General features: G+C 67.0%; 22 protein-coding genes, 1 tRNA gene and 2 pseudogenes. 14 read left to right on the plus strand and 11 right to left on the minus strand.

Features of this window, described 5'->3' with window-relative positions; all coding sequences use genetic code 11:
• The first annotated feature begins 919 nt into the window (after positions 1-919).
• The 11 genes from J4H86_RS16395 (at position 920) to J4H86_RS16445 (ending at position 10,352) form a co-directional block, all read left to right on the plus strand.
• Positions 920-1,828 carry a DUF4231 domain-containing protein gene (locus tag J4H86_RS16395; RefSeq protein ID WP_236538628.1) on the plus strand — a complete coding sequence of 303 codons (909 nt, stop codon included), beginning with the start codon at positions 920-922 and terminating at the stop codon, positions 1,826-1,828.
• Between the two features lie 52 nt (positions 1,829-1,880).
• Positions 1,881-2,663: a helix-turn-helix domain-containing protein gene (locus J4H86_RS16400; RefSeq protein WP_236538629.1), complete on the plus strand. Its 783-nt coding sequence runs from the start codon at positions 1,881-1,883 to the stop codon at positions 2,661-2,663.
• Between the two features lie 87 nt (positions 2,664-2,750).
• Positions 2,751-3,146 carry an ATP-binding protein gene (locus tag J4H86_RS16405; protein ID WP_236538631.1) on the plus strand — a complete coding sequence of 132 codons (396 nt, stop codon included), beginning with the start codon at positions 2,751-2,753 and terminating at the stop codon, positions 3,144-3,146.
• A 134-nt stretch (positions 3,147-3,280) separates the two neighbouring features.
• Positions 3,281-4,126 (plus strand): RNA polymerase sigma factor sigma-70 region 4 domain-containing protein, encoded by an 846-nt coding sequence (locus J4H86_RS16410; RefSeq protein ID WP_236538632.1) that lies wholly within the window; start codon positions 3,281-3,283, stop codon positions 4,124-4,126.
• Positions 4,123-4,947, plus strand: coding sequence for a protein phosphatase 2C domain-containing protein (locus tag J4H86_RS16415; protein ID WP_236538633.1), 825 nt, complete (start codon positions 4,123-4,125; stop codon positions 4,945-4,947). Before J4H86_RS16410 ends, J4H86_RS16415 begins: the two co-directional genes overlap by 4 nt.
• A 122-nt stretch (positions 4,948-5,069) precedes the next feature.
• Complete coding sequence (locus J4H86_RS16420; RefSeq protein ID WP_236538634.1) at positions 5,070-5,474, plus strand: plasmid replication, integration and excision activator; 405 nt, start codon at positions 5,070-5,072, stop codon at positions 5,472-5,474.
• Positions 5,475-5,571: 97 nt separating this feature from the next.
• A complete protein-coding gene (locus J4H86_RS16425; protein ID WP_236538635.1) occupies positions 5,572-5,835 on the plus strand; it encodes a hypothetical protein in 264 nt (87 codons plus the stop codon).
• Entirely contained in the window at positions 5,835-7,271 is a 1,437-nt protein-coding gene (locus J4H86_RS16430) for an FtsK/SpoIIIE domain-containing protein (RefSeq protein ID WP_236538636.1), read from the plus strand. Before J4H86_RS16425 ends, J4H86_RS16430 begins: the two co-directional genes overlap by 1 nt.
• Positions 7,271-8,953 carry a helitron helicase-like domain-containing protein gene (locus tag J4H86_RS16435; RefSeq protein WP_236538637.1) on the plus strand — a complete coding sequence of 561 codons (1,683 nt, stop codon included), beginning with the start codon at positions 7,271-7,273 and terminating at the stop codon, positions 8,951-8,953. The genes J4H86_RS16430 and J4H86_RS16435 overlap by 1 nt, the downstream gene beginning before the upstream one ends.
• Complete coding sequence (locus J4H86_RS16440) at positions 8,950-9,141, plus strand: helix-turn-helix domain-containing protein (RefSeq protein ID WP_236538638.1); 192 nt, start codon at positions 8,950-8,952, stop codon at positions 9,139-9,141. The genes J4H86_RS16435 and J4H86_RS16440 overlap by 4 nt, the downstream gene beginning before the upstream one ends.
• Positions 9,141-10,352, plus strand: a complete 1,212-nt coding sequence (locus tag J4H86_RS16445; protein ID WP_236538639.1) for a tyrosine-type recombinase/integrase — start codon at positions 9,141-9,143, stop codon at positions 10,350-10,352. Before J4H86_RS16440 ends, J4H86_RS16445 begins: the two co-directional genes overlap by 1 nt.
• 75 nt (positions 10,353-10,427) lie before the next feature.
• Here J4H86_RS16445 and J4H86_RS16450 read toward each other — a convergent pair.
• The 3 genes and pseudogenes from J4H86_RS16450 to J4H86_RS16460 form a co-directional block, all read right to left on the minus strand.
• Positions 10,428-10,501 (minus strand) — tRNA-Ile (locus tag J4H86_RS16450).
• Between the two features lie 65 nt (positions 10,502-10,566).
• Positions 10,567-12,200, minus strand: a pseudogene (locus J4H86_RS16455) (glycoside hydrolase family 13 protein).
• A gap of 126 nt (positions 12,201-12,326) precedes the next feature.
• Positions 12,327-13,256, minus strand: a pseudogene (locus J4H86_RS16460) (LacI family DNA-binding transcriptional regulator); the annotation flags it as partial.
• 224 nt (positions 13,257-13,480) lie between these two features.
• On the opposite strand from J4H86_RS16460, the gene J4H86_RS16465 reads away from it, so the two are divergent.
• The 3 genes from J4H86_RS16465 to J4H86_RS16475 are packed head-to-tail and all read left to right on the plus strand — an operon-like array spanning position 13,481 to position 16,577.
• Positions 13,481-14,788, plus strand: coding sequence for an ABC transporter substrate-binding protein (locus J4H86_RS16465; RefSeq protein ID WP_236538640.1), 1,308 nt, complete (start codon positions 13,481-13,483; stop codon positions 14,786-14,788).
• A gap of 5 nt (positions 14,789-14,793) precedes the next feature.
• The gene (locus tag J4H86_RS16470; RefSeq protein WP_236538641.1) at positions 14,794-15,690 is read left to right on the plus strand and encodes a carbohydrate ABC transporter permease; all 897 of its coding nucleotides are present in this window, start codon (positions 14,794-14,796) and stop codon (positions 15,688-15,690) included.
• Positions 15,687-16,577: a carbohydrate ABC transporter permease gene (locus J4H86_RS16475; RefSeq protein ID WP_236538642.1), complete on the plus strand. Its 891-nt coding sequence runs from the start codon at positions 15,687-15,689 to the stop codon at positions 16,575-16,577. The genes J4H86_RS16470 and J4H86_RS16475 overlap by 4 nt, the downstream gene beginning before the upstream one ends.
• A gap of 120 nt (positions 16,578-16,697) precedes the next feature.
• Here the strand turns inward: J4H86_RS16475 and J4H86_RS16480 are convergent, their stop codons facing one another.
• The 8 genes from J4H86_RS16480 to dnaN all read right to left on the minus strand — a co-directional run bounded on the left by J4H86_RS16480 (position 16,698) and on the right by dnaN (position 26,142).
• Positions 16,698-17,459 (minus strand): DUF3566 domain-containing protein, encoded by a 762-nt coding sequence (locus J4H86_RS16480; protein ID WP_236538643.1) that lies wholly within the window; start codon positions 17,457-17,459, stop codon positions 16,698-16,700.
• Positions 17,460-17,501: 42 nt separating this feature from the next.
• Complete coding sequence (gene gyrA, locus J4H86_RS16485; RefSeq protein WP_236538644.1) at positions 17,502-20,066, minus strand: DNA gyrase subunit A; 2,565 nt, start codon at positions 20,064-20,066, stop codon at positions 17,502-17,504.
• A 65-nt stretch (positions 20,067-20,131) separates the two neighbouring features.
• Positions 20,132-22,069: a DNA topoisomerase (ATP-hydrolyzing) subunit B gene (gene gyrB / locus J4H86_RS16490; protein WP_269134474.1), complete on the minus strand. Its 1,938-nt coding sequence runs from the start codon at positions 22,067-22,069 to the stop codon at positions 20,132-20,134.
• A 304-nt stretch (positions 22,070-22,373) separates the two neighbouring features.
• Positions 22,374-22,628, minus strand: coding sequence for a DciA family protein (locus tag J4H86_RS27660; protein ID WP_394356387.1), 255 nt, complete (start codon positions 22,626-22,628; stop codon positions 22,374-22,376).
• A gap of 23 nt (positions 22,629-22,651) precedes the next feature.
• Positions 22,652-22,927, minus strand: a complete 276-nt coding sequence (locus tag J4H86_RS27665) for a hypothetical protein (protein WP_394356388.1) — start codon at positions 22,925-22,927, stop codon at positions 22,652-22,654.
• Entirely contained in the window at positions 22,920-24,071 is a 1,152-nt protein-coding gene (gene recF / locus J4H86_RS16500) for a DNA replication/repair protein RecF (RefSeq protein ID WP_236538645.1), read from the minus strand. The genes J4H86_RS27665 and recF overlap by 8 nt, the downstream gene beginning before the upstream one ends.
• Positions 24,072-24,081: 10 nt before the next feature.
• The gene (gene gnd, locus J4H86_RS16505; RefSeq protein ID WP_236538646.1) at positions 24,082-24,981 is read right to left on the minus strand and encodes a phosphogluconate dehydrogenase (NAD(+)-dependent, decarboxylating); all 900 of its coding nucleotides are present in this window, start codon (positions 24,979-24,981) and stop codon (positions 24,082-24,084) included.
• A gap of 27 nt (positions 24,982-25,008) precedes the next feature.
• Positions 25,009-26,142, minus strand: coding sequence for a DNA polymerase III subunit beta (dnaN, locus tag J4H86_RS16510; RefSeq protein WP_236538647.1), 1,134 nt, complete (start codon positions 26,140-26,142; stop codon positions 25,009-25,011).
• Positions 26,143-26,747 lie beyond the last annotated feature (605 nt).

Consider the following 26,747-nt stretch of genomic DNA (forward strand, 5'->3'; position numbering starts at 1 on the left):
CTGCGGCGCCGAACGGATTCGCTTACGGCAAGCTGCCACGGACCGCTCCAGCCACCAGAGAGCGGGTCCTCCACAGCACGCCGTACACGCAGAGCCACCACCGGACGCTAGACCGAGCCACCTTCGCTCCAGGCCCTCGACCACCACCAACGCCCAGCCAACATTGCCACGCGGGGGGCATGGGGGGTCGTCCCCCCAACAAACACAAACAAGACGACCCTGCGAGGCTGCCTTAGCAGCCGAGCAGGGTCGTCTTAGAGTCGCGTGGGCGTACGTGGACTTGAACCACGGACCTCATCCTTATCAGTTCGATCCGGGTCGATCTCAGAAGTGTGCTGACGTGGACTCGGCGTCCGCCGCCGTCCGCCTGAGTCACGTGGTGTCTGGTCGCGTTGCTGTCACTACTGCTGTCAGACCGCATCATCGCTGAACGTCCGCCAGCCTCGCACATGCACGGACGACATGTGCGTTCCTCACTCGCGTCAGGTGGCGGTCCTCCCATCCCGGCGGCGGGTGACGGCGGTATCGAACCGGCGCGGGTTCTGGCGCGTGCGGTCTGTACCCGGGCACGTCCCGCATCGCGCCAGGTTCCGTGTCGGAACCGGGGGTCCATGGGGGCGGGAGCCCCCTGGTTCCACCAGTCCGCACCCGCGCAAGCGTCCACCGTTCGGGACCGGGCGGCAGCCCGCAGCCCGAGCGGTGGACGGGGCTGGTGCGACGGCGCGCAGCGCCGGCGCCTTGATCCCATACAGCCGGATTCGGCAGCGATTTCTACCTGAGCGCCAATGACCTCGATACATTCTTTCCGATCAAGAGATATCTACAATTGGACCACCAGAAAGCAGACTTCAATCCCGACCCAAACATTGGGCCTCGAACAAACACCAACAAGGCGATAAAATTTCAGATCCATCGGAGGATGACACGATCAAGCACAAAGAGAGGGACAACTTTGGTAAACACAGGCGAACCCGATGCAACCGATGACGCCAATCCGCCTAACAGTACAGAAGGCCCCACCACGGCTGCCTATGATCTTGCTGACACAAGATTCAGATTACATGAGAACCAGAGTGCTATCGAAAAGGAAGAGAACGGCAAGAGATACTCGTCGTGGGCCATTACATCAACCTTCGTGTTTCTGATATTGATAGCGGCACTCAACTACATCGACCCTCCCCACACACCCCTTCTGTGGATCAACATCGGAACAGGGATTGTTGCCATTACCGCGATAATTTGGAGCGGACTAAACGTAACCCACAGAAATGCGAGCATAACAAGACTCCACTCATCACGTCGAAAATTGCGCGACGCAGAGAAGAACGCCAGGATTCGCGTATCCGATCGAGACTTGACACGAATCCTCTGGAACTACCACTCGGACATCGCGGCAGCCATCGATGACTACAGAGCCAGCGCTCGCAGCTACAGGACCATCCACAATAGATTCCAGACCTTCATCATTGTTGTCTCCCTCCTGGTTACCGCAGTAACCACCGCCTCTGCACAGTTCTCTGGACTCGAATGGATCGCCGCAGTCCTCAGCTTCTTGGTCGCCGTATCGACAGGAATTCTTGGCTACTTCAAGTTCCGCGATCGCGGAGTAAACTTACAACGAGCGGCGGATGACCTGGAATACGAATACAATTCAGTCGAACTTGGGATCAATTCTTACCGCAATGAGGAGAATACAGACAAACGTCTGAAGCTATTTGCAGAAAAATCCGAGTCCATCAAAATTGAACAAAGGAAGCGAGAGCAACAAATGGAGCAAGGCCCAGAGCAGCAGACGACATCCGGCGGCAGCGAAGGCTCAGGACAATAGATCTCGCATCATCCCATGAATTCATCTTGCTTCATTCCTGTAAAGTGTCCCCATGAGCCCGGAACGACTCATAAACCTTGGGCAAGAGCTTGGCCGCCTGAGAAAGTCAGTCGGACAGTCAGGCCGCACGTTGGCCTTCCTAGCGTCGGTCCCACAGCCGACCATATCCCGCGTTGAGAACGGACAGCGGGTGCGATCGGTTGAGGTGGTCGAACGCATCATTTCTGCTTTGCCGCTGGATGAGGGCGAGGCGGCCCGGTTGCGATCGAATGCGCGGGCCGCGTATGCGGAGGAGGCTCCTCCTCGGATCGATTCGGGGTTCTCGCTGAAGTCGGACGCTGTGCGCAGGTTGGAACGTTCGGCGACGGTGGTGTGGAGCTTTCAGTCCGCGGTACTGCCTCGGCTGCTCCGGACTGCCGAGTACAGCCAGGCTGCGGGCATGCCGCGTCTGAACAGTTCGGATCTCCTCGACGACGAGAGTCGAGCCTTCCGGTTCCTGGTGACTGAGGGCGCGCTGCGGACCTGGCCGGGTGCCGCCGAAGTGATGCCAGGTCAGCTCAACCACCTGACGTACGCGTCGACCCGGCCGAACCTATGGCTCGGTGTAATCCCCTGGTCGACGCCCATGCACACCATGCCTCCCCACGGGTTCACCGTGTACGACCAAGCGGCGGTGTCGGTGGAGACCTTCACGGCCGAGTTGACGATCACTGACCCGAACGACGTGACCGCCTACCGGGACGCCTTCGCAGATCTGGAACGCGCTGCCGTGACTGGGGACGAAGCACTGGCCGTGTTGGACACGATCCGTGAGGACCTCGGACGATTCCATTGATTCAGTGAATTCGTTGAATCATTCTGCCTTGGTGGCTTACCCTGCCCACAAGCAAGGTGTATAGCCCCCTAGACGATGGTGGTTTTGATGGATCGCTGGTCTCGAATGTTCACCGCGCGCCCTGACCAAGTCGGTGCGGCGCGGGCCTTTACGTGTGGCGTACTGGAGGGACACCCCTCGTGCGATGACGCGTTGGTCGTCGTCAGCGAGCTGGCCACCAACTCCGTCCAGCACTCCTTAAGCGGGTGCTACGAGGGTCCGTTCATCGTCTCGATCGAGGTCCACGAGGAATCGGTACGTCTGAGTGTCCTGGACCTCGGCTCGGACTCCGAGCCGGTGCTTGAACAGCCAGAGGACGCCACGCAAGAACGTGGACGTGGACTGTGGTTGGTCGCGCAACTCTCCAAGGAGTGGGGTGTGGAGGCGGTGCAGGCAGAGTTCCTGCGGGTGTGGGCCGAACTCGTTCCCGAAACCGCCCCATGACCGGTCCGCGCATGCCTCGGCGGCGCCGACTGTTCAACGCCATCAGCTCAACATCGGGCCAGGTCATGGATCCTGCCTTGTCTAGGGACCTAGACTCTCCCTCAGAGGACTGTGCGCACGAGGGAAGGGGGCCGATGTCCAGCGAGTTTGAGCGCATTGCCGCCATGGAGGACCCGTTCGCGCTCCTGCGTGCGGCGACCGACCGGCTCAGTGAGGCACAGCAGGAGGTCACGGACCTGTCCCGGCTGCGCCGTCGCACAATTCAGGACCTGCACGCGCAAGGTCTCTCCTACGCGCAGATCGCCACACAGGCCGGCCTGAGCCGCGGTCGCATCCACCAGATCCGTCATACCGGTCCCGCTCCGGAAGGCGCGTTCTTCGGATCGGGCACGGTCACCATTGTCACGCCACTGCGGCCCGAGCCGGGCAAACCGCGGGCTGCAGTGTCCCTGGATGACCTCAACACCGGCAAGCGACTGGAGGACCTTGTCCGCTCCTTCGACCTGACGGTGCAGGACGATCATGTCAGCGTTGACGGGGTGGTCGACCTGGATCGCCCTGGCCTGGTGGTCGTGTGCGGGCCGCGGATGTCGGAAGCGATGGCCAGGACCTACGCGCTCGATCCCGTGTTCGCCTGGGAACGTAACGATGCCGGCCCATGGTGTATTCGGGACCGGCGCACCGGGAAGGCCCACTACGCGGGCTCGGACGAGGCGCCGCCCTCGGCTGGTGACATCGGATACCTGGGTCGCCTTCCTCGGCCGGATGGTGCTGGCTCGATTCTGGCCATCGCTGGTATCCACCCGGTGGGCTCGCTGGGGGTGGCCCACTGGCTGACCACCGACATCGCCACCCTCTGGGGCCAGGTCGGGGATCAGGACTTCTCCGTCCTCATCCGTACCGAGTACGACCCGGACACCAATGAACCGGTGAAAACCGAGATGGCGACTCCGCTCTACCGTCACGAGGACGGGCGTTGAGTTTCCGCCTGGCCACAGCTCGCGCCAAACCCGATCGGCCCAACGAGGACTTCGCCGCCGTGGGAACGAACGCGGCGGTCCTCCTCGATGGTGCGGGCACTCCGCCCGGAACCGTGTCCGGGTGCGTTCACGGAGTCGCGTGGTACGCCTCCACCCTCGGCGGGCTGCTCCTGGGGGCGCTCGGCTCTGCGAACAGTCCTGCCGGCGCGTTGGCTGACAGCATCGAGCGGGTCAACCAGCTCCACGCGGACACCTGCGACCTCAAGCACTCCGAAACACCCTCCTCCACCGTCGTCGCCCTGCGCTGGGATCACGCACACTGCGAGTACCTCGTGCTGGCGGATTCCGTGCTGGTCTTCGACCGAACCGGGAACGCGTCCCCGGACGTGGTGACAGACGACCGGGAAGCCGTCATGGGCGCTGAACTTCGCGGCCCCATGGACGCTCTACACACGGGGACGCCCGAACACTCCCGCGCGTGGAGCGACTACGCGGCCACTCTCGCCGACCACCGCAACCAACCAGGCGGATTCTGGGTCGCCAGCACCGATCCAAGCGCCGCAGACGAGGCGATCGCCGGTCGGGTGCCTCTGGACCAGGTGAACGCGGTCGCACTGCTCAGTGACGGTGCGAGCCGTCTGGTCGACCGCTTCCGCCTGACGACATGGCGCGCAACCCTCGATTCCCTCGCCCACGCCGGCCCTGCCGACCTGATCGACCAGGTCCGAACGGCAGAGCACGGCGACCCAGACGGGCGACGATGGCCACGCGCCAAGAACCATGACGATGCGACCGTGATCTACGGACACCCCAGAGCCTGAATACCCCCCTAGACAACCGGCGGACATCGCGCTACCTTTTGTCTATACCCCTAGACAACATCAACGGGAATTAGGCGTTCGCAGCGTCTAGGGGGCTAAACGGACAAGAGAGAGGCTGACCGATGGCGATTCAAGGTGCGCTTCCGGTGGAGTTCGGAGTCGTGTTCCCGCACGGTGCTTTCGCGCTCGGCGTGGAGGCGATCACGGATTTCGAGACGAAGAAGCCGCAGATGGACAAGGCGACCGGGTTGCCGCTGTGGGCGGTGGAGGTGATCGACGCCGATCCGGAAGCGCGCGGTAAGGCGAAGTCGGTGAAGGTGAAGGTTGCCGCGGACGTGTGCCCGACACTGCCGGATGAGGTGGGCGGTATGCCGTTTCGCCCGGTCGAGTTCGAGTCGATGTCCGTCGTGCCCTACGTCGACGACAACGGGCGCCGACCGCGTGTGGCCTACTCGCTGCGTGCTCGCGGTGTGAGGACCCCCGGATCTGGGGCGCGAAAGTCGCCTGCGGCCAAGGAAGCCGCCTAGAACGACGGTGGGGCGGCGCGATGTTGGCGCATCACGTCGCCCCGGAATCCTCCCCCTGCTATCCCTTGCGAAGACCTGGAAGAGGTGTCCCCTCATTATGTCCGACCACCCTGCCCAAGTCCGTCTGGCTGCGCAGATCTCGCACTTCCTCGCTCTGGCCGGAGAGCGGATGCGCCGCCCCGCTGGCGACGTCATGGCCCCGGATGACGACCTGGCGTTCTTCGAACACAAGGCCGCGCTGTTCACGCGGATCGCCGCTGAGAGCCCCGATGACGAGCTCCGCCAGGAGGTGGCCGCCCGCGCGCGTGCTCAACTGTCCGAGGCGTTGCGGCGCCACGGGGTGGGCGGGGGCGAGCGGTGATGGCGTTCCTGAGCAACGGGGCCACCCAAGTACAGCCGACGGTGCCGCTTCCCTCTTCCGCGCTGCGCTTCACGACGCCTGTGGTGCGCACACCGGCCGCCTTCGTCCTCGCTGGCTGGTTGCTACGCCTCCTGACCTTCACTGCCAAGCTCCCCCTCCGTTTCCCCACGGCGGTCACCCTGGCCGCGACTTCGTCCGTGGTCGCTTCCATGCTGGGCTGGGTCGCCGCGACTGGGCTATGGGTGGTGCTCGGGACGCTGCTGGGCGTGTGGGCCTGGCGTCGACCGGCCTCCTTTCGCCGGCTGGTCACGCTGCGCCTGCTGGCGGCATGGCGGTGGTGGTGGGTCTACGCTCGCCACTGGCAACCCGTGCTGGTGGTCGCTGGGCTGGCGGAGTCCTACGCTGAGCGGCGCTACCTGCCGCGGATTCGCCGCGTGCGCTGCACGGACCATTCCGATCGGGTGCGCGTACGTCTCGTCTCCGGCACCGCGCCCTCCGACGTCGAGAAGCGGGTCACCGAGCTTGCCCACGGGTTCGGCGCACCGTCGTGTCGGGTGGAGGTCGCCGGTCCGCGGGACGTGGTGCTGGAGTTCCCTCGCTTCGATCCGCTGGCCGACCCGGTCGATGCCCTGGACGTTCCCGCAACCGCCTCCCCGGCCGCACTGCCCATAGGAGTTCGGGAGGACGGCGGTACCTGGTGGCTGCGGCTGCACGGCACCCATGTTCTGACCGTGGGAGTGACCGGCGCCGGGAAGGGGTCGGTGATCTGGTCGACGATCCGTGCCCTGCTCCCCGGGGTGGACGACGGGTCGGTACAGATCTGGGCGATCGACCCCAAGCGTATGGAGCTCTCCTTCGGGCGGCGCCTGTTCGCGCACTACGCAGACACCGCTGAGTCCGCGGTGGACCTGCTGGAACAGGCAGTTGCCGACATGCAGGGACGAGCGTCGCGCTACGCCGGGCACCAACGCACCCACCGGCCTACCAAACGTGACCCCTTCGTGGTCGTCGTGGTCGACGAGGTGGCCTTCCTGACCGCCTACCACCCTGACCGCGACATCCGGCGGCGTGCGGAGAACGCGATCGCCACCCTCACCTCGCAAGGGCGCTCGGTCGGGTTCTCAGTACTCGCCGCCTTGCAGGATCCCCGCAAGGAGGTGCTGAACCTCCGCAACCTGTTCCCCGACAAGATCGCCCTCCGGCTCGACGAGGCGTCCCAGGTTGACATGGTGCTCGGTGCGGACGCTCGGGAACGGGGCGCCAACGCACACCTGATCGATCCGGCGCTCCCTGGGGTCGGATTCGTGCGCTGTGAAGGTTCACCCGTCCCACTGAGGGTCCGGGCCGCGTTCGTCACCGACGACGACATCGACCACATGGCCGACCACCACGCCCGTCCCGCACTGTCGGCCGTACCCCACGAGGGGGCCGCCTGATGCCAACCCCAACCGGCAAGAGCACCCGTGCCGAACGTATGGCCCAACCTCTCGCGCGTGAGGTGGCCGAACAGATCGCGGCCGACAAGGGGGTCTGCATCCGCCCTGTCTCGCTGCGACGTGTTGATACGCGTACCGGAGACTCCGAGGTGATCGACGTTCCGTGCGGCTCGACCCTCGAATCTCGGTGTCCGGCCTGCGCCAAGCGCAAGCGATCGATCCGCCGCACCCAATGCGAGGAAGGGTGGCACCTGGCAGAGGACCCCACACCCGAACCCAACGATCCCACCGAGGTTCAGCGCTCCTGGGTGGAACAGCGCGCTCTCGTGACCGCGGAACGCGACCTCCTGGCCACCACCGACCTCGACGCCGACCGCCTGGCCGCGCTGGACGCCGCGATCGCCGACCTGGACGAAGAGATCAAAGCGTCCGGGCTTCGGGGATCGGTGTCTCCTCGCTCGTCCTCGTCGGGCACCTCCCGGCGCGTGCGTTCCACCAAACGGCGCAAGGACGCACCAGACCTCCCTAAACGCCAGATGGCCAAAACGACCGTGGGGCGGTCCTACGAGGACCCCGCGACGGGCAAGACGTTCCGACCGTCGCTTTTCCTCACCCTCACCTGCGACACCTACGGGCGCGTGAAGCCCGATGGCACGCCGGTGGATCCCGCGACCTACGACTACCGGCGGGCCGCGCGGGACGCGTTGCACTTCTCCAAGCTCATCGACCGGTTCGTGCAGAACCTGCGGCGCGTGGCGGGCTTCGATGTCCAGTACTTCGCGACGGTCGAACCCCAACGCAGGCTGGCACCGCACCTGCACATGGCCACGCGTGGGACGCTCCCACGGGCCGAGTTGCGCCAGATCGCCGCCGCCACCTACCACCAAGTCTGGTGGCCACACGTCGACAAGCCCCTCTACGGCGGCACCAACCTGCCTGGCTGGGACGAGTCGATCGATGGCTATGTCGACAGGACCACAGGGGAAGTACTGCCCACCTGGGACGAAGCGTTGGACGCGCTCGATGCCGACCCCGATGCCGAACCCATGCACGTCGTCCGCTTCGGCCCCCAGATCGACGCCAAGGGCGTGGTGGCCGGCACCCAGGACGCCGATCGGTGCGTGCGGTACCTCGCGAAGTACCTCACCAAGGACATCGCCGACTGCCACGACATCGAGTCCTCAGCACAGGAACGACACGTGGAACGCCTCGTGGACGCGCTGCGCTTCGAACCCTGCTCGCCCCGGTGCTCGAACTGGCTGCGCTACGGCATCCAACCCCAGGACGCCAAAGCGGGCATGACCCCCGGATACTGCCGCTCCAAGGCCCACCGCCGCGAACACCTCGGCTACGCGGGCCGGCGGGTCCTCGTCTCCCGCAAGTGGTCCGGCAAGACACTCGCCGACCACAAGGCCGACCGCCTGGCCTGGGTCCTCGACGCCCTGGGCATCGATCCCAACACCAACCCCACGGACGAGGGCCAGGGCGACGGCCTCACACTCACACCGCCCGCGGATTCCTCCGGTCACCACACCTGGGAACTCGCCAGACCGACTGACCCCGACGTCCCGCCACGGGAACATCGGCTCCTCCGTGCGGTCGGTGAGGCCCTGAAACGCCGTGCGCGACTCGACCACGCACGCGAGACCAACCGTTCGGCAACCAGAGAGGCCGCGGCATGAGTGCCCTTCCGACGCGACGCCTACTGACCGTCCCCGAAGTCATGGGCGCGTTGCGCCTCGGGCGCTGGAAGGTCTATGAGCTGATCCGATCCGGCCGGCTGAAGTCGGTGAAGATCGGGCGCGACCGCCGCATCCCCACAGAAGCCCTGGACACGTTCATCTCCGAGCTACGAGAGGAAGCCGCCTGATGGCCACACGTAACCCCGCTTCTCGTGACGAGCCGGAAGGCCGCAAAGGCAAACGCGACCGTGCCAACGGGGAGGGAACGGTCTACCAGCGCAACGACGGTCGGTGGGTCGCTGAAGCGTACGTACTCGCCTCGGATGGTTCCCTGAAGCGCGTTCAGCGCTATGCCCGTACGCGCAAAGCGGCCTATGACAGGCTCACGGCGCTTCAGGAGAACAGCAACCGGAACATCGCGGTTCCGAATCGCCCGTGGAAGCTGGGGGAGTACCTCGACTACTGGCTGGAGCACGTGGCCAAGCCGTCGGTGCGGGCGACGACCTACGCCAAGTACGAGCAGATGGTGCGCCTGTACTTGAAACCAGAGCTCGGCAGTCAGCGACTCGACCGGCTACGGGTCGCCACGATCCAGACGTGCCTCAACGGGCGGCTGAAAGGAGGCGACTCTATCGCCAAGGTGCACGCGATGCGCACCACGCTCAGCTCGGCGCTGACCCGTGCCATGCGGGAAGAGCTGATCACGGTGAATCCCGCTCGGCTCGTCACTCTGCCCGCGGAGTCGCCCGAACGGCTCAGGCCCTGGAACGCCGAGGAGGGGAGGCGGTTCCTCGACCACGCCCGAAGCCACCACCTGTACCCGGTGTTCGTGCTCATGCTCATCTACGGGCTGCGGCGGGGCGAAGTGCTGGGGCTGTCCTGGGAGGACGTCGACCTGGAACAGGACGTCATGTCGATACGTCGCCAAGTCCAACGCGTTGACGGTTCCCTCGAACTGGTGGAGGTGAAGACGCGCGCCGGTCGGCGGTCATTGCCGCTGCTGTCCTGGGCTCGCGACGCCCTGACCGATCAAGCGCAATGGCAGACGCGGAAGCGCCGCACCGCCGGAGAGGCTTGGGTCGATACCGGCCTCGTCTTCACCACCAGGACCGGGCGGGCGATCCAGCCGCGGAACCTGTCACGCAGCTTCGAACGACTGTCGGCGTCAGCCGGCATGCGCCCTATCCGGCTGCACGACCTGCGGCACTCGGCGGCCTCGTTGCTCAAGCGTTCTGGAGTCGCTCCGCGGGACGCGATGGAGATCCTCGGGCACAGCCGGATCTCGGTCACGATGGAGATCTACACGCACAGCGACGAGGAGACGCAGCGGGAAGGGCTCGGCCGACTGGGCGGGGCGCTCTTCGGCGACGAGGACGAGAACCAGAACGGGGATTCGTGACCGCGTTGCTGTCACTACTGCTGTCAAAGGCCCCTGCCGGATTCCGGACAGGGGCCTTTGTGCAGCTTATGGACGTGGGCGTACGTGGACTTGAACCACGGACCTCATCCTTATCAGGGATGCGCTCTAACCGACTGAGCTATACGCCCGCAACCGGGGGAAACTTTACCGCATCTGTGCCGTGGCGGCGAACTGGTGCGGTTCTGGGTTCAGTCTAGCGTGTGCGGCGGATCCATGCGGCCGTGTTTCCGGGGAGTTCGGGGGTGTGGATGGGGTGGCTGGAGATGAGGATTTCGCCGGGGGGGAGGGGGGTGGGGGTGGGGCCGGTGTTGACGAGGACGAGGACTGAGGGGTCGCGTCGGAAGGCGAGGACGGGGCCGGTGTTGTGGTGGGGGTCCCAGTCGAGGGTTTCGGTGGGGGTGAGCTGGCGGCGGATGGCGAGGGCCGCTCGGTACAGCTCGAGCGTCGAGGTGGGGTCGCCGGTTTGGGCTTGGACGGATTCCTCGGCCCAGTGGGGTGGTTGGGGGAGCCAGGTTCCGTTGGGGCCGAAGCCGAGGGACGCGCCGGTGCGGGTCCAGGGGAGGGGGACGCGGCAGCCGTCTCGGCCTTTCATGGTGTGGTCGCTGCGCGCGTACTTGGGGTCTTCGATTGAGTCCGGTGGGAGGTCGGCGACCTCTTCGAGGCCGAGTTCCTCGCCTTGGTAGAGGTAGGCGGATCCGGGGAGCGCGAGTTCGAGGAGGGCGGCGGCGCGGGCGCGGCGTCGGCCCAGGTCGAGGTCGGCGGCAGGGGCGGTCCCGTCGCTGAGGAGCCATTTCTCGAGGTCGGTTCCGGGCGGGAGTCCCAGCACGGAGGGCTGGCGCACGGTGTCGTGGTTGGCGAGGACCCATGTCACCGCCGAGGAGACGGATCGGGCGGCGGCGATGGAGGCGTCGATCACCTGTCGGTAGGCGTCAGCGTCCCAGGGGCAGGAGAGGAAGTCGAAGTTGAAGGCCTGGTGGAGTTCGTCGGGCCGGGTGTAGCGGACGCGCCGATCGCTGGGCAGCCACGTCTCGGCGACGGCCATGCGGGGCTCGTCGTACTCGTCGAGGACCGCACGCCACTCCGGTACACCTCGTGCACGTTGGGGCGGTCGAGGTAGGGGTGGTCGGGGTTCGCGTTGAGGTCGTCGAGTCGGTTGCCGCCCTCGACCACGGTCACGTCGCGCAGCGGGTCCGCGAGGTCCTTGTTGAGCGCGTAGGCGACGTCGATACGGAACCCGTCCACACCACGGTCGGCCCAGAAGCGCAGGATGTCCCGGAACTCGGCGCGGACCTCGGGGTTGTCCCAGTTGAAGTCGGGCTGCTCACGGGCGAACAGGTGGAGGTACCACTGGCCGTCCGCCACTCGGGTCCAGGCGGGGCCGCCGAAGGTCGAGACCCAGTTCGTGGGGGGCAGTTCGCCGTTGGTTCCGCGCCCGTCCCGGAACACGTACCGGTCGCGGGCGGGCGATCCGGGTGCGGCGGCGAGCGCGTCCTGGAACCAGCGGTGGAGGACAGAGCTGTGGTTGGGGACGACGTCGATCAGGATCTTGAGACCGCGATCGTGCGCGGCGCGCACGAGAGCGTCGAAGTCCGCCAGTGTGCCGAGCAGGGGGTCCACGTCGCGGAAGTCCGCGACGTCGTATCCGCCGTCGGCCCACCCTGAGGGGTAGAAGGGGGAGAGCCACAGGCCGTCGACGCCCAGTGCCGCGAGGTGGTCGAGGCGCTCGGTGACGCCGGCGATGTCGCCCACGCCGTCGCCGTCAGCGTCGGCGAAGCTCCGGGGGTAGACCTGGTAGATCACGGCGTCGCGCCACCATGGAGAAGTCACGTCCCGCCTCCAGCTCGTTCGTCGGGTGCTCGTCGGGTCAGGCCCCGGGTCGGGGCGTGGTGTCGAGGTGGACCGGCGTAGGACCAGTTGCGTGGGCAGTACCACGTGATAGTCCCGGGGCACGTCCCCCTCGAGGGCCGAACCAGCGAGTTGCCCCGCCTGGAAGCCCAGGTCGTAGACGGGTTGCGCGACCGTGGTCAGGTCGAGAACCTCCGCTACGTCGTTGTTGTCGAAGCCGACGACGGAGATCGCGTCGGGCACCGCGACCCTCGAGCGCTGCAGGGTCGTGAGGACACCCATCGCGATGTCGTCGGACTCGGCGAGTACAGCGGTGGGAACTGTATCGCTGGACAGCAGTTCGGCCATGCCCGACGCGCCGCCACGGTGTCCCGGCCCACCGATGACGAGCCTGCGGGGCAGGCCGGCCGCCGCCATCGCCTCCGCGTGCCCCCGCCACCGCTCGTCGGAGGTCCAGGCGAACCCGGTGGCGTCGCGGGATCCGATGAAGGCGACGTCAGTGTGCCCGAGGTTGAGCACGTGCCGGGTGGCCGCGACGGACGCCGCCTCGTTGTCGATATAGACACTGGGATACTCGTCGACCCGCTGGTTGCAGAAGACCAGCGGCACGCCGAGCTCGTCGAGACGGGCCCGCTCGGTGGTCTTCAAGTCCAGGGCGACCGCGATCACGGCGTCGGCGTTACGGCTCAGCGGTAGTCGCCGCAGGCACGCGTCGAGCTGGCCGACGTCGCCCACCTGGTACACGAGGAGGTCGAGGTCCGCGTCCCGGAGGGCGTCGCTCACGCCGGCCAGCGCCACGCCGAAGAACCAGGGCTGGAGGAACGGCACCAGCGCCGCGATCCTCCCGGTGCGCCCGGTGACGAGCCCGGACGCGTTGCGGGACACCACGTAGGACAGTTCCCGCGCGCAGCGTTCCACCCGGCGGCGAACCTCGGGATCAACCCCGGGCGCGCCGCGCAGAGCCCGGGACACGGTCGACAGGGACACTCCCGCTCGGTCGGCCACGTCCCGCATGCGCGAACCAGGGGAGTTCTGCATGATCCTCACGGTATGGCGGAATCGACCGTCTTGGCAACGTTTTCACAATCTCCCAGGTGATTTCTTCCCCTATAGCGCACCACAAATGTCTATAGCCCGACTTACGGGTGTTGACCATGTCACATCCACCTGGCAACGTTTGCACTGTCCGAGTTCGCATCGTCCGGCTGGAAAATCCAGCTCGTCGGCACCAGTGCCGTCGGGACCGTGAGCGAGGGAGCATCATGTCCGTCCGGCAACGCTCGCAACGCCCGGCTCGTCGGTGGAGCGCTGTCGCGGCGACGGCGGCACTCGGTCTCGTCCTCACCACCTCATGCGGGGAGCCACCAAGCTCCGGCGAAGCCGGGAGCGCCGCGGGCCTCGCGGACGACCCCCAGTTCGTCTGGGCGGTGACCGGCGCCGACCGCCAGATCCACGAGGACGTGGCCCGCGCCTGGAACGAGGCGAACCCGGACCGACAGGTGGAGATCTTCTTCCTGCCCCCGACCGCCGACGAGCAACGGCAGGCGATGTTCCAGGACCTGCAGACCCAGGCGGGACAGTTCGACGTGCTGGGGCTCGACGTCATCTGGACCGGGGAGTTCGCCGACTACGGCTACATCACCAGCATGGAGGACCATCGGGACGCGGTCGAGGGGGTGAGCCTCGATGGGCCGCTCAGGAGCGCGGAGTGGGACAACGAGCTCTTCGCCCTGCCCTACTCCTCCAACGCCGCCTTCCTCTACTACCGGACCGACCTCGTGGACGAGCCACCGGAGACCTGGCAGCAGCTCATGGAGTCCGGACTGGAGATCGCGGAGCGGGAGGGCATCTCCGGCTACGTCGCCCAGGGGGACCAGTACGAGGGTTTCGTCGCCAACTACCTGGAGTTCTTCTGGGCCGCGGGCGGGGAGATCTTCGACTCCGACCAGTCGCGGAGCGAGTTCCTCGCCGGGGACGCCGCGGACACCGCGCTGAGCTACATGCACGACGCCTACGCCAACGGCCTGTTCGCACCGGGGTTCGACTCCATGGTCGAGGACGACGCCCGGGCGCTCTTCCAGGCGGGCGACGCCGTGTACATGCGGAACTGGCCCTACGCGGTACCGCTGATGGAGGGCGAGGGGGGGGAGGAGACCGCGGTCGCGGGCTCCTTCGACATCGCCCCCCTGCCGACCTTCGACGGCGAGGGGACCACGAGCGCGCTGGGCGGTCTCAACAACGCGGTCAGCACGATCAGCGACAAGCGCGAACTCGCCGAGGAGTTCGTCGTCTGGGCGGCCACGTCCACCGAGGCACAGGAGGTCCTGGCGTCCCACAATCTTCCGCCCACCATGGAACGCCTCTATGACGAACACACCGACGACCGAACGTTCCAGGTGCTCCGTGAGGTCCAGCGGTACTCACAGCCGCGCCCACCGGTCCCCGGCTACAACTCGCTCTCACTGGCCATGCAGGACAACCTGCACCCGGCCTACCGCGGCGAGAAGAACCTCGACAGCGCGCTGAGCTCCGTCGACACCGCTGCCACCGACGCCCTGAGCAACAGGTGAGGACCATGACGCACTCCACGCCACCGGTTCGTCGACACCTGGGAGAGCGAGCGCTCGGGCGCATCTTCCTCACGCCGTCGTTCACGTTCATGGCGCTGATCGCCCTGTTCCCCGTCGGCTACGCCGTGGTGATGAGCCTGTACGCGATCCGCGGGTTCCACCAGGACTTCGTCGGGATCCGGAACTACGTCGACGCGCTGACGGACGTGAACTTCTACTCCGCGGCGTGGAACACCCTGGTGTTCACCGTCGCGTCCGTCACCCTGGAGTTCGTGATCGGGATGGCGTTCGCGTTGATCATGCACAACGCGTTCGTCGGCCGAGGCCTCACCCGGGTGGTCATCCTGATCCCCTGGGTGGTCCCCACCGCGGTGGCCGCCCAGGTGTGGCGCTACATGTTCGACCCCAACCCCGGCTTCGTGAACTCCGTTCTGGGAACGGACGTCAACTGGCTGCGCGACCCGGGCTGGGCCATGGTCGGCATGATCACCGCCGACGTGTGGAAGACCGCGCCGTTCGTCGCCTTGCTGCTACTGGCCGGACTCCAGACCATTCCGAGGGACTTCTACGAGGCGGCACGGGTCGACGGGGCGAACGCTGTGCAGCGCTTCTTCTCCGTGACGCTCCCGCTGCTACGCCCCGCCATCGTGGTGGCCCTGCTCTTCCGGACCGTGGACGCCCTGCGAATGTTCGACTTCGCCTACATCTTCGCGGGCTACTCCAACTCGCTCGCCACCCTGTCGGTCTACGCCCAGCGCTACCTGGTGGCCGAGCCCCTCCTGGGATACGCCAACGCGCTCTCAACCATCACGTTCGTCCTGGTGATGGTCGTCGGGCTCCTCTTCATCAGTCGCATGGGCCATTCGATGCTCGGCGACACCGTCCGAGAGGTGAAGCGATGACGGCCGCCCACGACGCCCAGCCCACGCTCGCCCGCCGACGCCGCCGCTCGGCCGTCGGCAACATCGCCAAGCTCGTGGGTCTCGCCCTCGTCCTCGTCTGGTGCCTCTTCCCGTTCCTGTGGATGGCGATGACGAGCCTCCGCGGCGGCGCCATCGCACTCACCGACCCCAACATCCTGGTCGGACCGTTCCGCATGACCAACTACCAGGACGTGGTCGGGCAGGGGTTCCACTTCGCCCTGCGGAACTCGCTGATCGTCGCTGGAGTGACCACGCTGATCGGCATTCCCGTGGCCGCACTCGCCGGCTACACGCTGGCACGCCTACCGCTGCGGGGGCGCTACCTGCTGCTCGCCGCGACACTCGTGGTGACGCTCTTTCCGCCGGTGGCGCTGGTGAACCCGCTTTACCGTCTCTACCTCGAGATCCACGAGCTCGTCGGGATCAACCTATTGAACTCCTACGCCGGGATGATCATCCCGTACGTGGCCCTGACGTTGCCGTTGTCCATCTTCATCCTGACGACCTTCTTCGCCAGCATCCCGACGGAGATCGAGGAGGCCGCGAAGGCCGACGGCGCGACGCCCTGGCAGGCCTTCTCCAAGATCGTGGTCCCGCTGGCGGCGCCGGGGGTGGGGGCGGCGGCGATCCTGACCTTCGTCTACGCCACCAACGAGTTCCTGCTCGCCTACTCGTTCGCTCCCCGTGACCTCAACGTGCAGACCGTCCCGGTGTTCATCGGGACGTTCGAACGGGTCGGCTACGAGAACCCCATCGGTCAGGTGATGGCCGCGTCCGTCCTCGTGTCGATTCCCCTGGTCATCTTCGTTCTGATCATGCAGCGCTGGATCGTGAGCGGGTTGACCTCGGGAGCCGTCAAGGGCTGAGCGGGGGAACGGGAGCCGGAGCCAGCGCAGGCGCGAACGACGGACGCCTTGTCTCCACAGGTCTGTGGAGACAAGGCGCCATGTCGACAATCGCCTCGATCCGGCGGGCGATGCCCCGGTCTACTCCGACTCGCTGAGGGTGATGTCCAGTCCCCCCACGAGGTCGGCCGCCAGGTTGTACAGCATGGAGCCGAACGTGGACAACGCGGTGATGAGGACGATGTTCGCCGCGCCCCACAGGCCGGTGTAGCCGAGCACCTTCGCCGCGGAGAACCAGGTGTCCGGGTTCAGCCCCAGGTCGTCCTCCTCCCCACCGTCGGTGAGGGAGGTGATCAGCTCGGTGATGGCGTCGAAGACCCCGAGCGCCGAGAGGATCACGTAGACGACGGACACGGCGACGAACAGGATGATGAAGCACACCAGCGAGATGACGAAACTGAACTTCATCACCGACCAGGGTTCGACCCGGCTCAGCGTCAGGTGCGCGCGACGCACCTCCCGCTCCCCGGTGCCCGACCCACCGCCGGAATCCCCGGGGCCGTCGTCGTCGGACCCACCCGACGACGACGGCACGGGTTGCGGCCGGCCGCCCGCCGACGAGGAACCCCGCGCGGAAGCGGAGTCGGAGTCACTGTCGGAGTCGCCGCCCGAGGACTCGCTCCGGGAAGCCCTCTCCCGGACGGACGCGCGGGCGCTGGCCGTGACAGCCGTGGGGGAGTCGTCGTCGGAGTCCCGCGAGTCCCGTTCCCGACTCTCGGTGTCCGTGTCCTCAGCGCCTTCCTCCGTGGCGTCCGTCTCGGCCTCGGTGGCGTCGGTGTCGTCCTCCTCCGACAGGGTGTCGACACCGACGGAGTCGTCCTGGTTGTTCTTGGCTTTGGCCACGGTAGCGCTGCACTCTCTCTCGTTCGGCGCCCAAGAGCTGGGCTACAGGTCGTCGTCCCCGTTGTCGTCCTGCCCGCCGTCGTCGTCCAGAGACTCCGCGTTGCGGGCGATTGCCACCACAGTGGTGCCTTCGTCGAGATTCATCAACCGCACACCCATCGTGGCCCGACTGGACTGCTTCACCTCCTCGGCGCGGGTCCGGATGACCCCGCCGGCCGAGGTGATGGCGAACACCTCGTCGTCGGGTGCCGCCATGAGCGCACCGACCAGCTTGCCGCGCGCCTCGACCACCTTCGCCGTCAGCACGCCCTTGCCACCGCGGTTCTGGACCGGGTACTGCTCGGCGGGGGTGCGCTTGGCGTAGCCGCCCTCCGTCGCCACGAAGACGTCGGTGGCGCCGTGGTCGTCCGCCTCGCGGATGACGTCCATGCTGAGCAGGTAGTCGCCGCTCACGAACCGCATACCGATGACGCCGCTGGTCGCGCGTCCCATCGGCCGCAGCGACTCGTCGGTCGCGTTGAACCGGATGGCCTGAGCCTGACTGCTGATCAACAGGAGGTCGTCCTCGGCGAAGACGAGACGGGCCGAGATCAGCTCGTCGTCCTCCCGCAGGTTGATCGCGATGATCCCGCCGGAGCGGGTGGAGTCGAAGTCGCCCAGCTTGGACTTCTTGACCAGACCCTCACGGGTCGCCAGGACGAGGTACGGCGCCGCCTCGTAGTCCCGCAGGGTGAGAACCTCAGCGATCTCCTCCTCCGGCTGGAACTCCAGCATGTTTGCGACGTGCTGCCCACGCGCGTCGCGCGCCGCCTCGGGGAGTTCGTAGGCCTTCGTGCGGTAGACCCGACCCTTGTTGGTGAAGAACAGCAGCCAGTGGTGGGTCGTCGTGACGAAGAAGTGCTGGACGATGTCGTCCTGGCGCAGTTGCGCCCCCCGGACGCCCTTGCCGCCGCGCTTCTGCGCCCGGTAGGAGTCCAGTCGGGTGCGCTTGGCGTAGCCACCACGGGTGATCGTGACGACGACGTCCTCTTCGGCGATGAAGTCCTCCATGCGCATGTCGCCCTCGTCGGGGACGATCTGGGTGCGCCGTTCATCGCCGTACTTCTCCACGATCTCCGCTAGCTCGTCGCGCACGATCCGCCGCTGGCGTTCCGGCGAGGCGAGGATGTCGTTGTAGTCCGCGATCTGCGCCATCAGCGCTTCGTGCTCGTCGGTGAGCTGCTGGCGCTCCAGGGCGGCGAGCTTTCGGAGCTGCATGTCCAGGATCGCGCGTGCCTGCACGTCGTCGATCTCCAGCAGCCGCATCAGGCCCTGCTGCGCCTCCTCGGCGGAGGCGCTGCCACGGATCAGGGCGATCACTTCGTCGATCCGGTCGATCGCCTTGAGCAACGCACGCAGGATGTGGGCCCGCTCCTCGGCCTTACGCAGCAGGTACCGCGTACGGCGCACCACGACCTCGATCTGGTGCGCCACCCAGTAGCGGATGAGCTGGTCCAGGCGCAGCGTCCGTGGAACACCCTCGACCAGCGCCAACATGTTGGCCCCGAAGGTCTCCTGGAGCTGGGTGTGCTTGTACAGGTTGTTCAGCACGACCTTGGCGACCGCGTCCCGCTTCAGGACGATCACCAGTCGCTGGCCGGTCCGACCGCTGGTCTCGTCCTTGACGTCGGCGATGCCCGTGACCCGGCCGTCCTTGACCAGCTCGGCGATCTTCAGCGCCAGGTTGTCCGGGTTGACCTGGAACGGCAGCTCGGTGACGACGAGGGTCTGCCGTCCACGGCTGTCCTCCTCGACCTCCACGGCGGCACGCATGGTGATGGAGCCCCGCCCGGTCCGGTAGGCGTCCTCGATCCCACGCCGGCCCACGATGAGACCGTTGGTCGGGAAGTCCGGACCCTTGATCCGCGCGATGAGGGCGTCGAGGAGTTCCTCGTCCTCGACGTCGGGGTTGTCCAGGAACCAACTGACGCCGTCGGCGACCTCGCGCAGGTTGTGCGGCGGGATGTTGGTGGCCATACCCACCGCGATCCCCGCCGAGCCGTTCACCAACAGGTTGGGGAATCGGGCCGGGAGTACCACCGGCTCCGAGGACCGGCCGTCGTAGTTGGGCCGGAAGTCGACGGTGTCCTTGTCGATGTCCCGCAGCATCTCCATGGCGAGCGGGGCCAGCTTGCACTCGGTGTAGCGCATGGCGGCCGCGGGGTCGTTGCCGGGAGAGCCGAAGTTGCCGTTGCCGTCGACGAGCGGCATCCGCATCGACCACGACTGGGCGAGGCGCACCAGGGTGTCGTAGATCGGGCTGTCGCCGTGTGGGTGGTAGTTACCCATCACGTCACCGACCACGCGGGCGCACTTGAAGTACCCACGGTCCGGCCGGTAGCCGCCGTCGTACATCGCGTAGAGCACGCGCTGGTGCACGGGCTTGAGGCCGTCCCGCACGTCGGGCAGGGCTCGACCCACGATGACGGACATCGCGTAGTCCAGGTAGCTACGCTGCATCTCCGCCTGGATGTCGACCGGTTCGACCCGGTGGGCGGGCGTGTCCTCCGTCCCCTCGCCGCCCTCGTCGGTCACCGCTGGTGTCTCGGGTGTGTTCGCGTCCGCCACTGGCTGAAGGGTCCTTTTCTGATCGTTCGTGGAGTCGAGGGGACGTCGCCGTCCGTCGCCCGGGCTCAGATGTCCAAGAAGCGCACGTCGCGTGCGTTGCGCTGGATGAAGGACCGTCGGGACTCGACGTCCTCACCCATCAGCACGCTGAACATCTCGTCCGCCTGCGCGGCGTCGTCCATGGTCACCTGGAGCAGCAGTCGCGACGCCGGGTCCATGGTGGTGTCCCACAGCTCGGTGGCGTTCATCTCGCCCAGGCCCTTGAATCGCTGCACCAGGTCCCGCGGCCGGGGGTCGCGCTTTCCGCCCTCGATGCCCGCGGTGATGACCGCGTCCCGTTCCCGGTCGGAGTAGGCGTAGTCGGCCTCGTTCCCGCGCTGGTCCCACTTGATCTTGTACAGGGGGGGCTGCGCGAGGTACACGTAGCCGGCCTCGATCAGTGGCTTCATGAACCGGAACAGCAGCGTGAGCAGCAGTGTGCGGATGTGCTGGCCGTCGACGTCGGCGTCGGCCATCAGGATGATCTTCTGGTACCGCAGCTTCTCGATGTCGAAGTCATCGTGCACACCGGTGCCCAGCGCGGTGATGATCGCCTGCACCTCGTTGTTCTTGAGGATGCGGTCGATCCGGGATTTCTCGACATTGAGGATCTTCCCCCGGATCGGAAGGATGGCCTGGTAGTGCGGGTCTCGCCCGCCCTTGGCCGACCCTCCCGCGGAGTCACCCTCCACGATGTAGATCTCGCACTTCTCGGGATCGGTGGACTGGCAGTCGGAGAGCTTGCCCGGCAGGGACGTCGACTCCAGCAGCGTCTTGCGCCGCGTGAGGTCCCGCGCCTGCCGCGCCGCCACCCGGGCCCGGGCCGCCTGGGTCGCCTTGGTGACGATGTCCTTGGCGTCCCCGGGGTTACGGTCGAACCAGTCCCGGAGGTGCTCGTTGCAGACCCGCTGCACGAAGGACTTGGCCTCGGTGTTGCCCAGCTTGGTCTTCGTCTGCCCCTCGAACTGCGGGTCCGCCAGCTTGACCGAGATGATCGCGGTCAGGCCCTCACGGATGTCGTCGCCCGTGAGGTTCTCGTCCTTCTCCCGCAGCAGCTTCTGGTCGCGCGCGTAGCGGTTCACGACCGACGTCAGCGCGGTACGGAACCCCTCCTCGTGCGTGCCGCCCTCGGCCGTGTTGATGGTGTTGGCGAAGGTGTAGACCGACGGTGCGTAGGACTGGTTCCACTGCATCGCGATCTCGCACTCGATCCCCTCACCCGCTTCCTCGAAGTGGATGATCGACGCGTGCGCGGCCTCCTTGGCCGTGTTGATGTGCCGAACGAAGTCGGCCAGGCCCTCGTCGTAGTGGTAGGTGCGCACCACCACGCCGTCGCCGGACTCCTCCGAGCGCTCGTCGCGCAGAGTGATGGACAGCCCCTTGTTGAGGAACGCCATCTCCTGCAGTCGCCGGGACAGCGTCTCGAAGCTGTAGGTGGTGGTCTCGAAGATCTCCGGGTCGGCCCAGAACGTGGTCTGGGTACCGGTCTCCGTCGTCTCACCGTCGTTGGAGAGAGGGGCGTTGGGCACGGCCCGGGTGTAGCTCTGCCGCCAGATGTGGCCGTCGCGCCGGATCTCCACCTCGAGCCGCGTGGACAGCGCGTTGACGACGGTCACGCCGACGCCGTGCAGACCACCGGAGACCGCGTAGGACTTGCCGTCGAACTTCCCACCCGCGTGCAGCGTGGTGTGGATAACCTCGACCGCCGGCCGCTGCTCCACCGGGTGGATGTCGACCGGCATCCCACGACCGTTGTCGGCCACGCGGACGCCACCGTCGGCCAGCAGCGTGACCTCGATCGCGGTCGCGTATCCCGCCAGCGCCTCATCGACCGAGTTGTCCACCACTTCGGAGACCATGTGGTGGAGTCCCCGCTCACCGGTTGACCCGATGTACATGCCGGGGCGTTTACGTACCGCCTCGACCCCTTCAAGAACCGTGATAGATCGAGCGTCGTAGGCCAAGTGAGAACACCCTCCTGCTGGGGGACACGCGCCAGCGGGAGAAACCCGCAACAGGGGGCAGCGCCAGGATGGTGGCACCATCGCGCGCGGGGAGCACCCCGCCGGACGGCGCCCCTGCCCCCGATTCCCTGCCCCTCCTCGGGGCGAACGATGCCGGCGGATGCGTCCGAAGAACTACCCGTAATGATACCGTGCGCAGCGACAGAATGCGGCATCTGCGCCGCTGTACCTGTCAGGGACGCGCGTAATCCCGGTGGGTCGAATCCCCCCACACGGATGACCTTCCCGGAATGCGGAGCGCACTTCAGCGCTCACCGATTCCCCTCCGCCGGGCCCCTCCCGGCCCCCGAACCCGCACCGACTGCACGGCTCCATCGCCGAGTTCCCCATTAAGCCTACGCAGCAGCTGCGGTGCCAGTGCCCTGACCTGCGTCGCCCAGGACGGGGAGTCGGCCGTGACCACGAGTTCACCGTTCTCCACCCGTTCCGGACGCACGTGCGCCGCCAGGCGTTCGCCCACGATCTGCTCCCAGCGACCGAACACGCCGCCGATTGCCACCTGGTCCTGCCAACCGTGTTCGATCAGCCAGGCCCGGATCGCCGCGTCGAACGTCTGGGGATCGGTGCGTGCCCGACTGGGCCGCGGTCGGCCACGGCGTCGGTGCGGTGTCGGTGCCGCCCCGCGCTCCCCGCCGCACGCGCCTCGGCCAGGGCCCGACGGGCGAGGTCGGCGCCACTGCGCACGTGGGGGGTCGCGTCGGCTCCTGGTCGCGGTTCCTGCTCCGTGGGTGGCGGGGAGCCCGCCCCGGTCGTCCCGGCGGTGGAGAGGAGCGCGGGCCGCTGTGTCGGCTCAGACATGCTCCACCGTCCCCTCACTGACCTGGTAGCGCTCACCGCGCAGATCGCTCGGCAGGTCCTCGGGCACGGCCGCGCTGACGAGGACCTGTTCGGCGTCGCGCACGTGCTGCGCCAGCCGTTGCCGCCGCGCGGCGTCGAGTTCGGAGAACACGTCGTCCAGGATGAGGACCGGGTCCTCACCGTCGGCACGCAGCAGTTCGAACGCCGACAGCTTCAGCGAGAGGCCGTAGGACCACGACTCACCCTGGCTGGCGTATCCCTTCACCGCGAACTCGTCCAACGACAGCAGGAGGTCGTCGCGATGCGGGCCGACCAGACTCACCCCGCGGCGCAGTTCCTCGGGCCGGGCCCGGTCCAGCGCGTCGCGGAGGCGCTGGGCGATCGCCGTCACGTCCGTGTCCCCCTGGTCGCCCACGGCCTCCGTGCTCTCCGGTGCCTCCGCGACCGAGCTGTCGCGGTAACGCAGCTCCGGGAAACCGCCGGAGTCGGCGAGCTGGGCGTAGGCCTTCGCCACCAGCGGGCGGAGCTCGGCCACCAGCCCCAGGCGCCCGGCCACCAACGCGGCCCCCGTCTCGGCGAGGTGCCCGTCCCACACGTCGAGGGTGCTCAGGTCGGGCCGTGCCCGACCCGACACCTGGGCGGCGGTCTTCAACAGGGCGTTGCGCTGCTTGAGGACCCGCTCGTAGTCGGCGCGCACCGCGGCGAACCTCGGGGCGCGCAGGGTGAGTAGCTCGTCGAGGTATTTGCGTCGCTCACCGGGGTCGCCCTTGACCAGGGCGAGATCCTCGGGGGCGAACAGGACCGTGCGCAGCGTGCCGAGAACGTCCCGGACACGGGGCAGGACCGACCGGTTGAGGCGGGCCCGGTTGGCGCGGCCGGGATTGATCTCGATCTCGATCAACGAACGCCGCTCGTCGGCGAAGCTGGCGGCGCGCACCACCGCGCGCTCCGCGCCTCGACGCACCAGGGGGGCGTCGGTGGACACGCGGTGACTGGAGAGGGTGGCGGCGTAGCCGATCGCCTCGAGCAGGTTGGTCTTGCCCTGCCCGTTGGACCCGACGAACGTCGTCACGCCGGGGGCGAGCTCCAACCGCGCCGCCGCGTAGGACCGGTAGTCGACGAGCTGGAGGTGCGAAACATACATCGCGACCAGCCTATTCGTTCGCGGGAGCCTCAGTGGGTCCACCGGAGAGTGAGTGACCACCGAACTGGTTCCGCAGTGCCGAGATCACCTTCATGGCGGGGGAGGCGTCCTGCCGCGACGCGAACCGGGCGTACAGCGCGGCCGTGATCACGGGGGCGGGAACCGCGTGGTCGACGGCGCTCTGCACCGTCCACCGCCCCTCCCCGGAGTCCGCGGCCCACGCCGGAACGTCGCGCAGTTCGGGGTCCTCCCGCAGCGCCCGCACCAGGAGGTCCAACAGCCAGGAGCGCACGACCGTGCCCTCCCGCCAACTGTCGAGGGTGCCCTCGACGTCGCTCACGAGGTCCGAGGCGGACATGAGCTCGTACCCCTCGGCCAGGGCCTGCATCATCCCGTACTCGATGCCGTTGTGGACCATCTTGACGAAGTGGCCCGCACCCACGGCGCCGGCGTGGACGAAACCTCCGCCCGCGTCGGGCGTGAGCGCGTCGAACAGGGGCTGGGCGCGCGAGACATCCTCGGCGGACCCACCGACCATGATCCCGTAGCCGTTCGCCAACCCCCACACGCCGCCGCTCACTCCGACGTCGAGGTAGCCGATGCCACGCGCCGCGAGGTCGTCCGCGTGGCGCTGGTCGTGGACGTAGTGGGAGTTACCACCCTCGATCACGAGGTCGCCGGCCTGCAGGAGACCACCCAGCTCCGTGATGGTGGCGGTCGTGGCATCGCCCGCAGGCACCATCAGCCACACCACGCGGGGGGCGGACAGGCTCGCCACGAGCTCGGCCACGTCGCGCACGTCGGAGAGCTCGGGGTCCCGGTCGAACCCCACCACCTCGTGGCCCTTGTCGCGCAGGCGGGCGGCCATGTTGCCGCCCATCTTGCCCAGTCCGACCAATCCCAGTCGCATGACAGTCGCTTTCACTCGCGCGTTCGGTTAGCCGGCCATCCGCACCGGCATGATCAGGTACCGGTAGTCCGCGCCCGCGTCGGGGTCGGCGGGCTTGCCCGTGATGATCGCCGGCTTAGTGGACGTCGTGAACTGCAGCCGTGCGGTGTCGGAGTCGATCGCGCCGAGACCGTCGAGGAGGAAGGTCGAGTTGAACGCGATCTGGATGTCGTCGCCGTCGAGGCTCGCGTCCAACGCTTCTACAGCCTGTGCGTCGTCGCCCGTCCCCGCCTCGAGGACCAACTGTCCCGCGCTGAACGAGGCCCGCAGCGGAGTGTTGCGCTCGGCGACGAGGGACACGCGCTTCACGGCCTCGATGAACGCCGCCGTGTGCACCTCGGCCACCGAGTTGAAGGAGTCCGGCAGCAGGGCCCGGTACTTGGGGAAGTCCCCGTCCAGGAGACGGGTCGTGGTCCGGCGCCCGCCACCCTCGAATCCGATCATCCCCTCGCCGGTGTCGCCTGTGGACAACGCGATGGAGACCTCCGCGCCGGAGGTGAGGGACTTGGCCGTGTCGGCGAGTGTCTTCGCCGGAACGAGCGCCACCGCCTGGATGTCGTCCTGCTCCGGCTTCCAGCGCAGCTCCCGCACGGCCAGTCGGTACCGGTCCGTGGACGCCAGGGTGACGTTCTCGCCGTCGATCTCCACCCGCACACCCGTGAGCATGGGGAGCGTCTCGTCCCGCCCGGCGGCGACGGCGACCTGCGAGACGGCCGCGGCGAAGACGTCGCTCCCGATCGAACCGGCGAGGCTCGGCATCGTGGGGAGGGTGGGGTAGTCCTCCACAGGAAGTGTGGGGAGTGTGAACCGGGCGCTGCCGCAGGACAGGGTGGCCTTGGACCCGTCGACCCCGAACTCCACAGTCTGTGGAGGAAGGTTCCGGGTGATCTCGGCGAGGAGTCGTCCGGAGACGAGCGCCTGGCCCGGTTCGACGATGTCCACGTCGACGGACACCTGTCCGGACACCTCGTAGTCGAACCCGGACAGCTTCAGCCGGGACCCGTCCTCACTGACGTCCAGCATCATCCCGGCGAGCACCGGAACGGAGGGACGAACCGGCAGTGTTCGCGCGGTCCAGGCGACGGCATCGGCCAGGACGTCGCGCTCGACCCGAAATCTCATGACCGCTCGCTTTCCCTGAAGGCGTGGTGGTTCTGTGCCGTATGCGCTGCGAAGAGGCGCAGGCGCCTACTGAGGGGACAGGTTCTCACGCTACCGGGATCCGGCGTTGGTCGTCGCCGTGGAGCGCTCGGAGTCGCCGACCGATCGTTCGTCCACAGCTTGGGCACGAATCGGCTTTGAAGCCAAAGGGGATCTAGATAAGGAGCGTCGTAGTAGTAGGGGCTGTGGATAGTGTGGATAACCGGTTGCGACGCAGGTCACCCCGGCTTTTTTATCCACTGCGGCTTGTGGGTGAATCTGGGGAAAACTCGCGTCGCTGTGGACGGGCGAAAGTTACCCACAGACTGTCCACTGGTTATCCACCGTTCGTCCCCAAGTTATCCACGGTTTGTCCCCAGAGGCGGTCATCCCACCAACGGATGACCGGATGGGATACACACACGCCGCCCACAACTTACCCACAGGGTTCGGGGAGTTATCCGCAGGTTCTCCACAAGGTTATCCACAGATCCTGTGGATAACTCGCTCGGTATCTCAATGGAATTGTTACCAGGTGGCGCGTCGATCCACGTTATCGCACGAATGTTCGACGGACAAGTGTTCGA

Source organism: Spiractinospora alimapuensis, from assembly GCF_018437505.1.
Classification (GTDB): Bacteria; Actinomycetota; Actinomycetes; order Streptosporangiales; family Streptosporangiaceae; genus Spiractinospora; species Spiractinospora alimapuensis.

Coding starts and splice junctions, on each gene's coding strand:
- J4H86_RS16395 (WP_236538628.1), top strand. CDS start 920: ATGACACGATCAAGCACAAAGAGAGGGACAACTTTGGTAAACACAGGC.
- J4H86_RS16400 (WP_236538629.1), top strand. CDS start 1,881: ATGAGCCCGGAACGACTCATAAACCTTGGGCAAGAGCTTGGCCGCCTG.
- J4H86_RS16405 (WP_236538631.1), top strand. CDS start 2,751: ATGGATCGCTGGTCTCGAATGTTCACCGCGCGCCCTGACCAAGTCGGT.
- J4H86_RS16410 (WP_236538632.1), top strand. CDS start 3,281: ATGTCCAGCGAGTTTGAGCGCATTGCCGCCATGGAGGACCCGTTCGCG.
- J4H86_RS16420 (WP_236538634.1), top strand. CDS start 5,070: ATGGCGATTCAAGGTGCGCTTCCGGTGGAGTTCGGAGTCGTGTTCCCG.
- J4H86_RS16425 (WP_236538635.1), top strand. CDS start 5,572: ATGTCCGACCACCCTGCCCAAGTCCGTCTGGCTGCGCAGATCTCGCAC.
- J4H86_RS16430 (WP_236538636.1), top strand. CDS start 5,835: ATGGCGTTCCTGAGCAACGGGGCCACCCAAGTACAGCCGACGGTGCCG.
- J4H86_RS16435 (WP_236538637.1), top strand. CDS start 7,271: ATGCCAACCCCAACCGGCAAGAGCACCCGTGCCGAACGTATGGCCCAA.
- J4H86_RS16440 (WP_236538638.1), top strand. CDS start 8,950: ATGAGTGCCCTTCCGACGCGACGCCTACTGACCGTCCCCGAAGTCATG.
- J4H86_RS16445 (WP_236538639.1), top strand. CDS start 9,141: ATGGCCACACGTAACCCCGCTTCTCGTGACGAGCCGGAAGGCCGCAAA.
- J4H86_RS16465 (WP_236538640.1), top strand. CDS start 13,481: ATGTCCGTCCGGCAACGCTCGCAACGCCCGGCTCGTCGGTGGAGCGCT.
- J4H86_RS16470 (WP_236538641.1), top strand. CDS start 14,794: ATGACGCACTCCACGCCACCGGTTCGTCGACACCTGGGAGAGCGAGCG.
- J4H86_RS16475 (WP_236538642.1), top strand. CDS start 15,687: ATGACGGCCGCCCACGACGCCCAGCCCACGCTCGCCCGCCGACGCCGC.
- J4H86_RS27665 (WP_394356388.1), bottom strand. CDS start 22,927: ATGTCTGAGCCGACACAGCGGCCCGCGCTCCTCTCCACCGCCGGGACG.
- recF (WP_236538645.1), bottom strand. CDS start 24,071: ATGTATGTTTCGCACCTCCAGCTCGTCGACTACCGGTCCTACGCGGCG.
- gnd (WP_236538646.1), bottom strand. CDS start 24,981: ATGCGACTGGGATTGGTCGGACTGGGCAAGATGGGCGGCAACATGGCC.
- dnaN (WP_236538647.1), bottom strand. CDS start 26,142: ATGAGATTTCGGGTCGAGCGCGACGTCCTGGCCGATGCCGTCGCCTGG.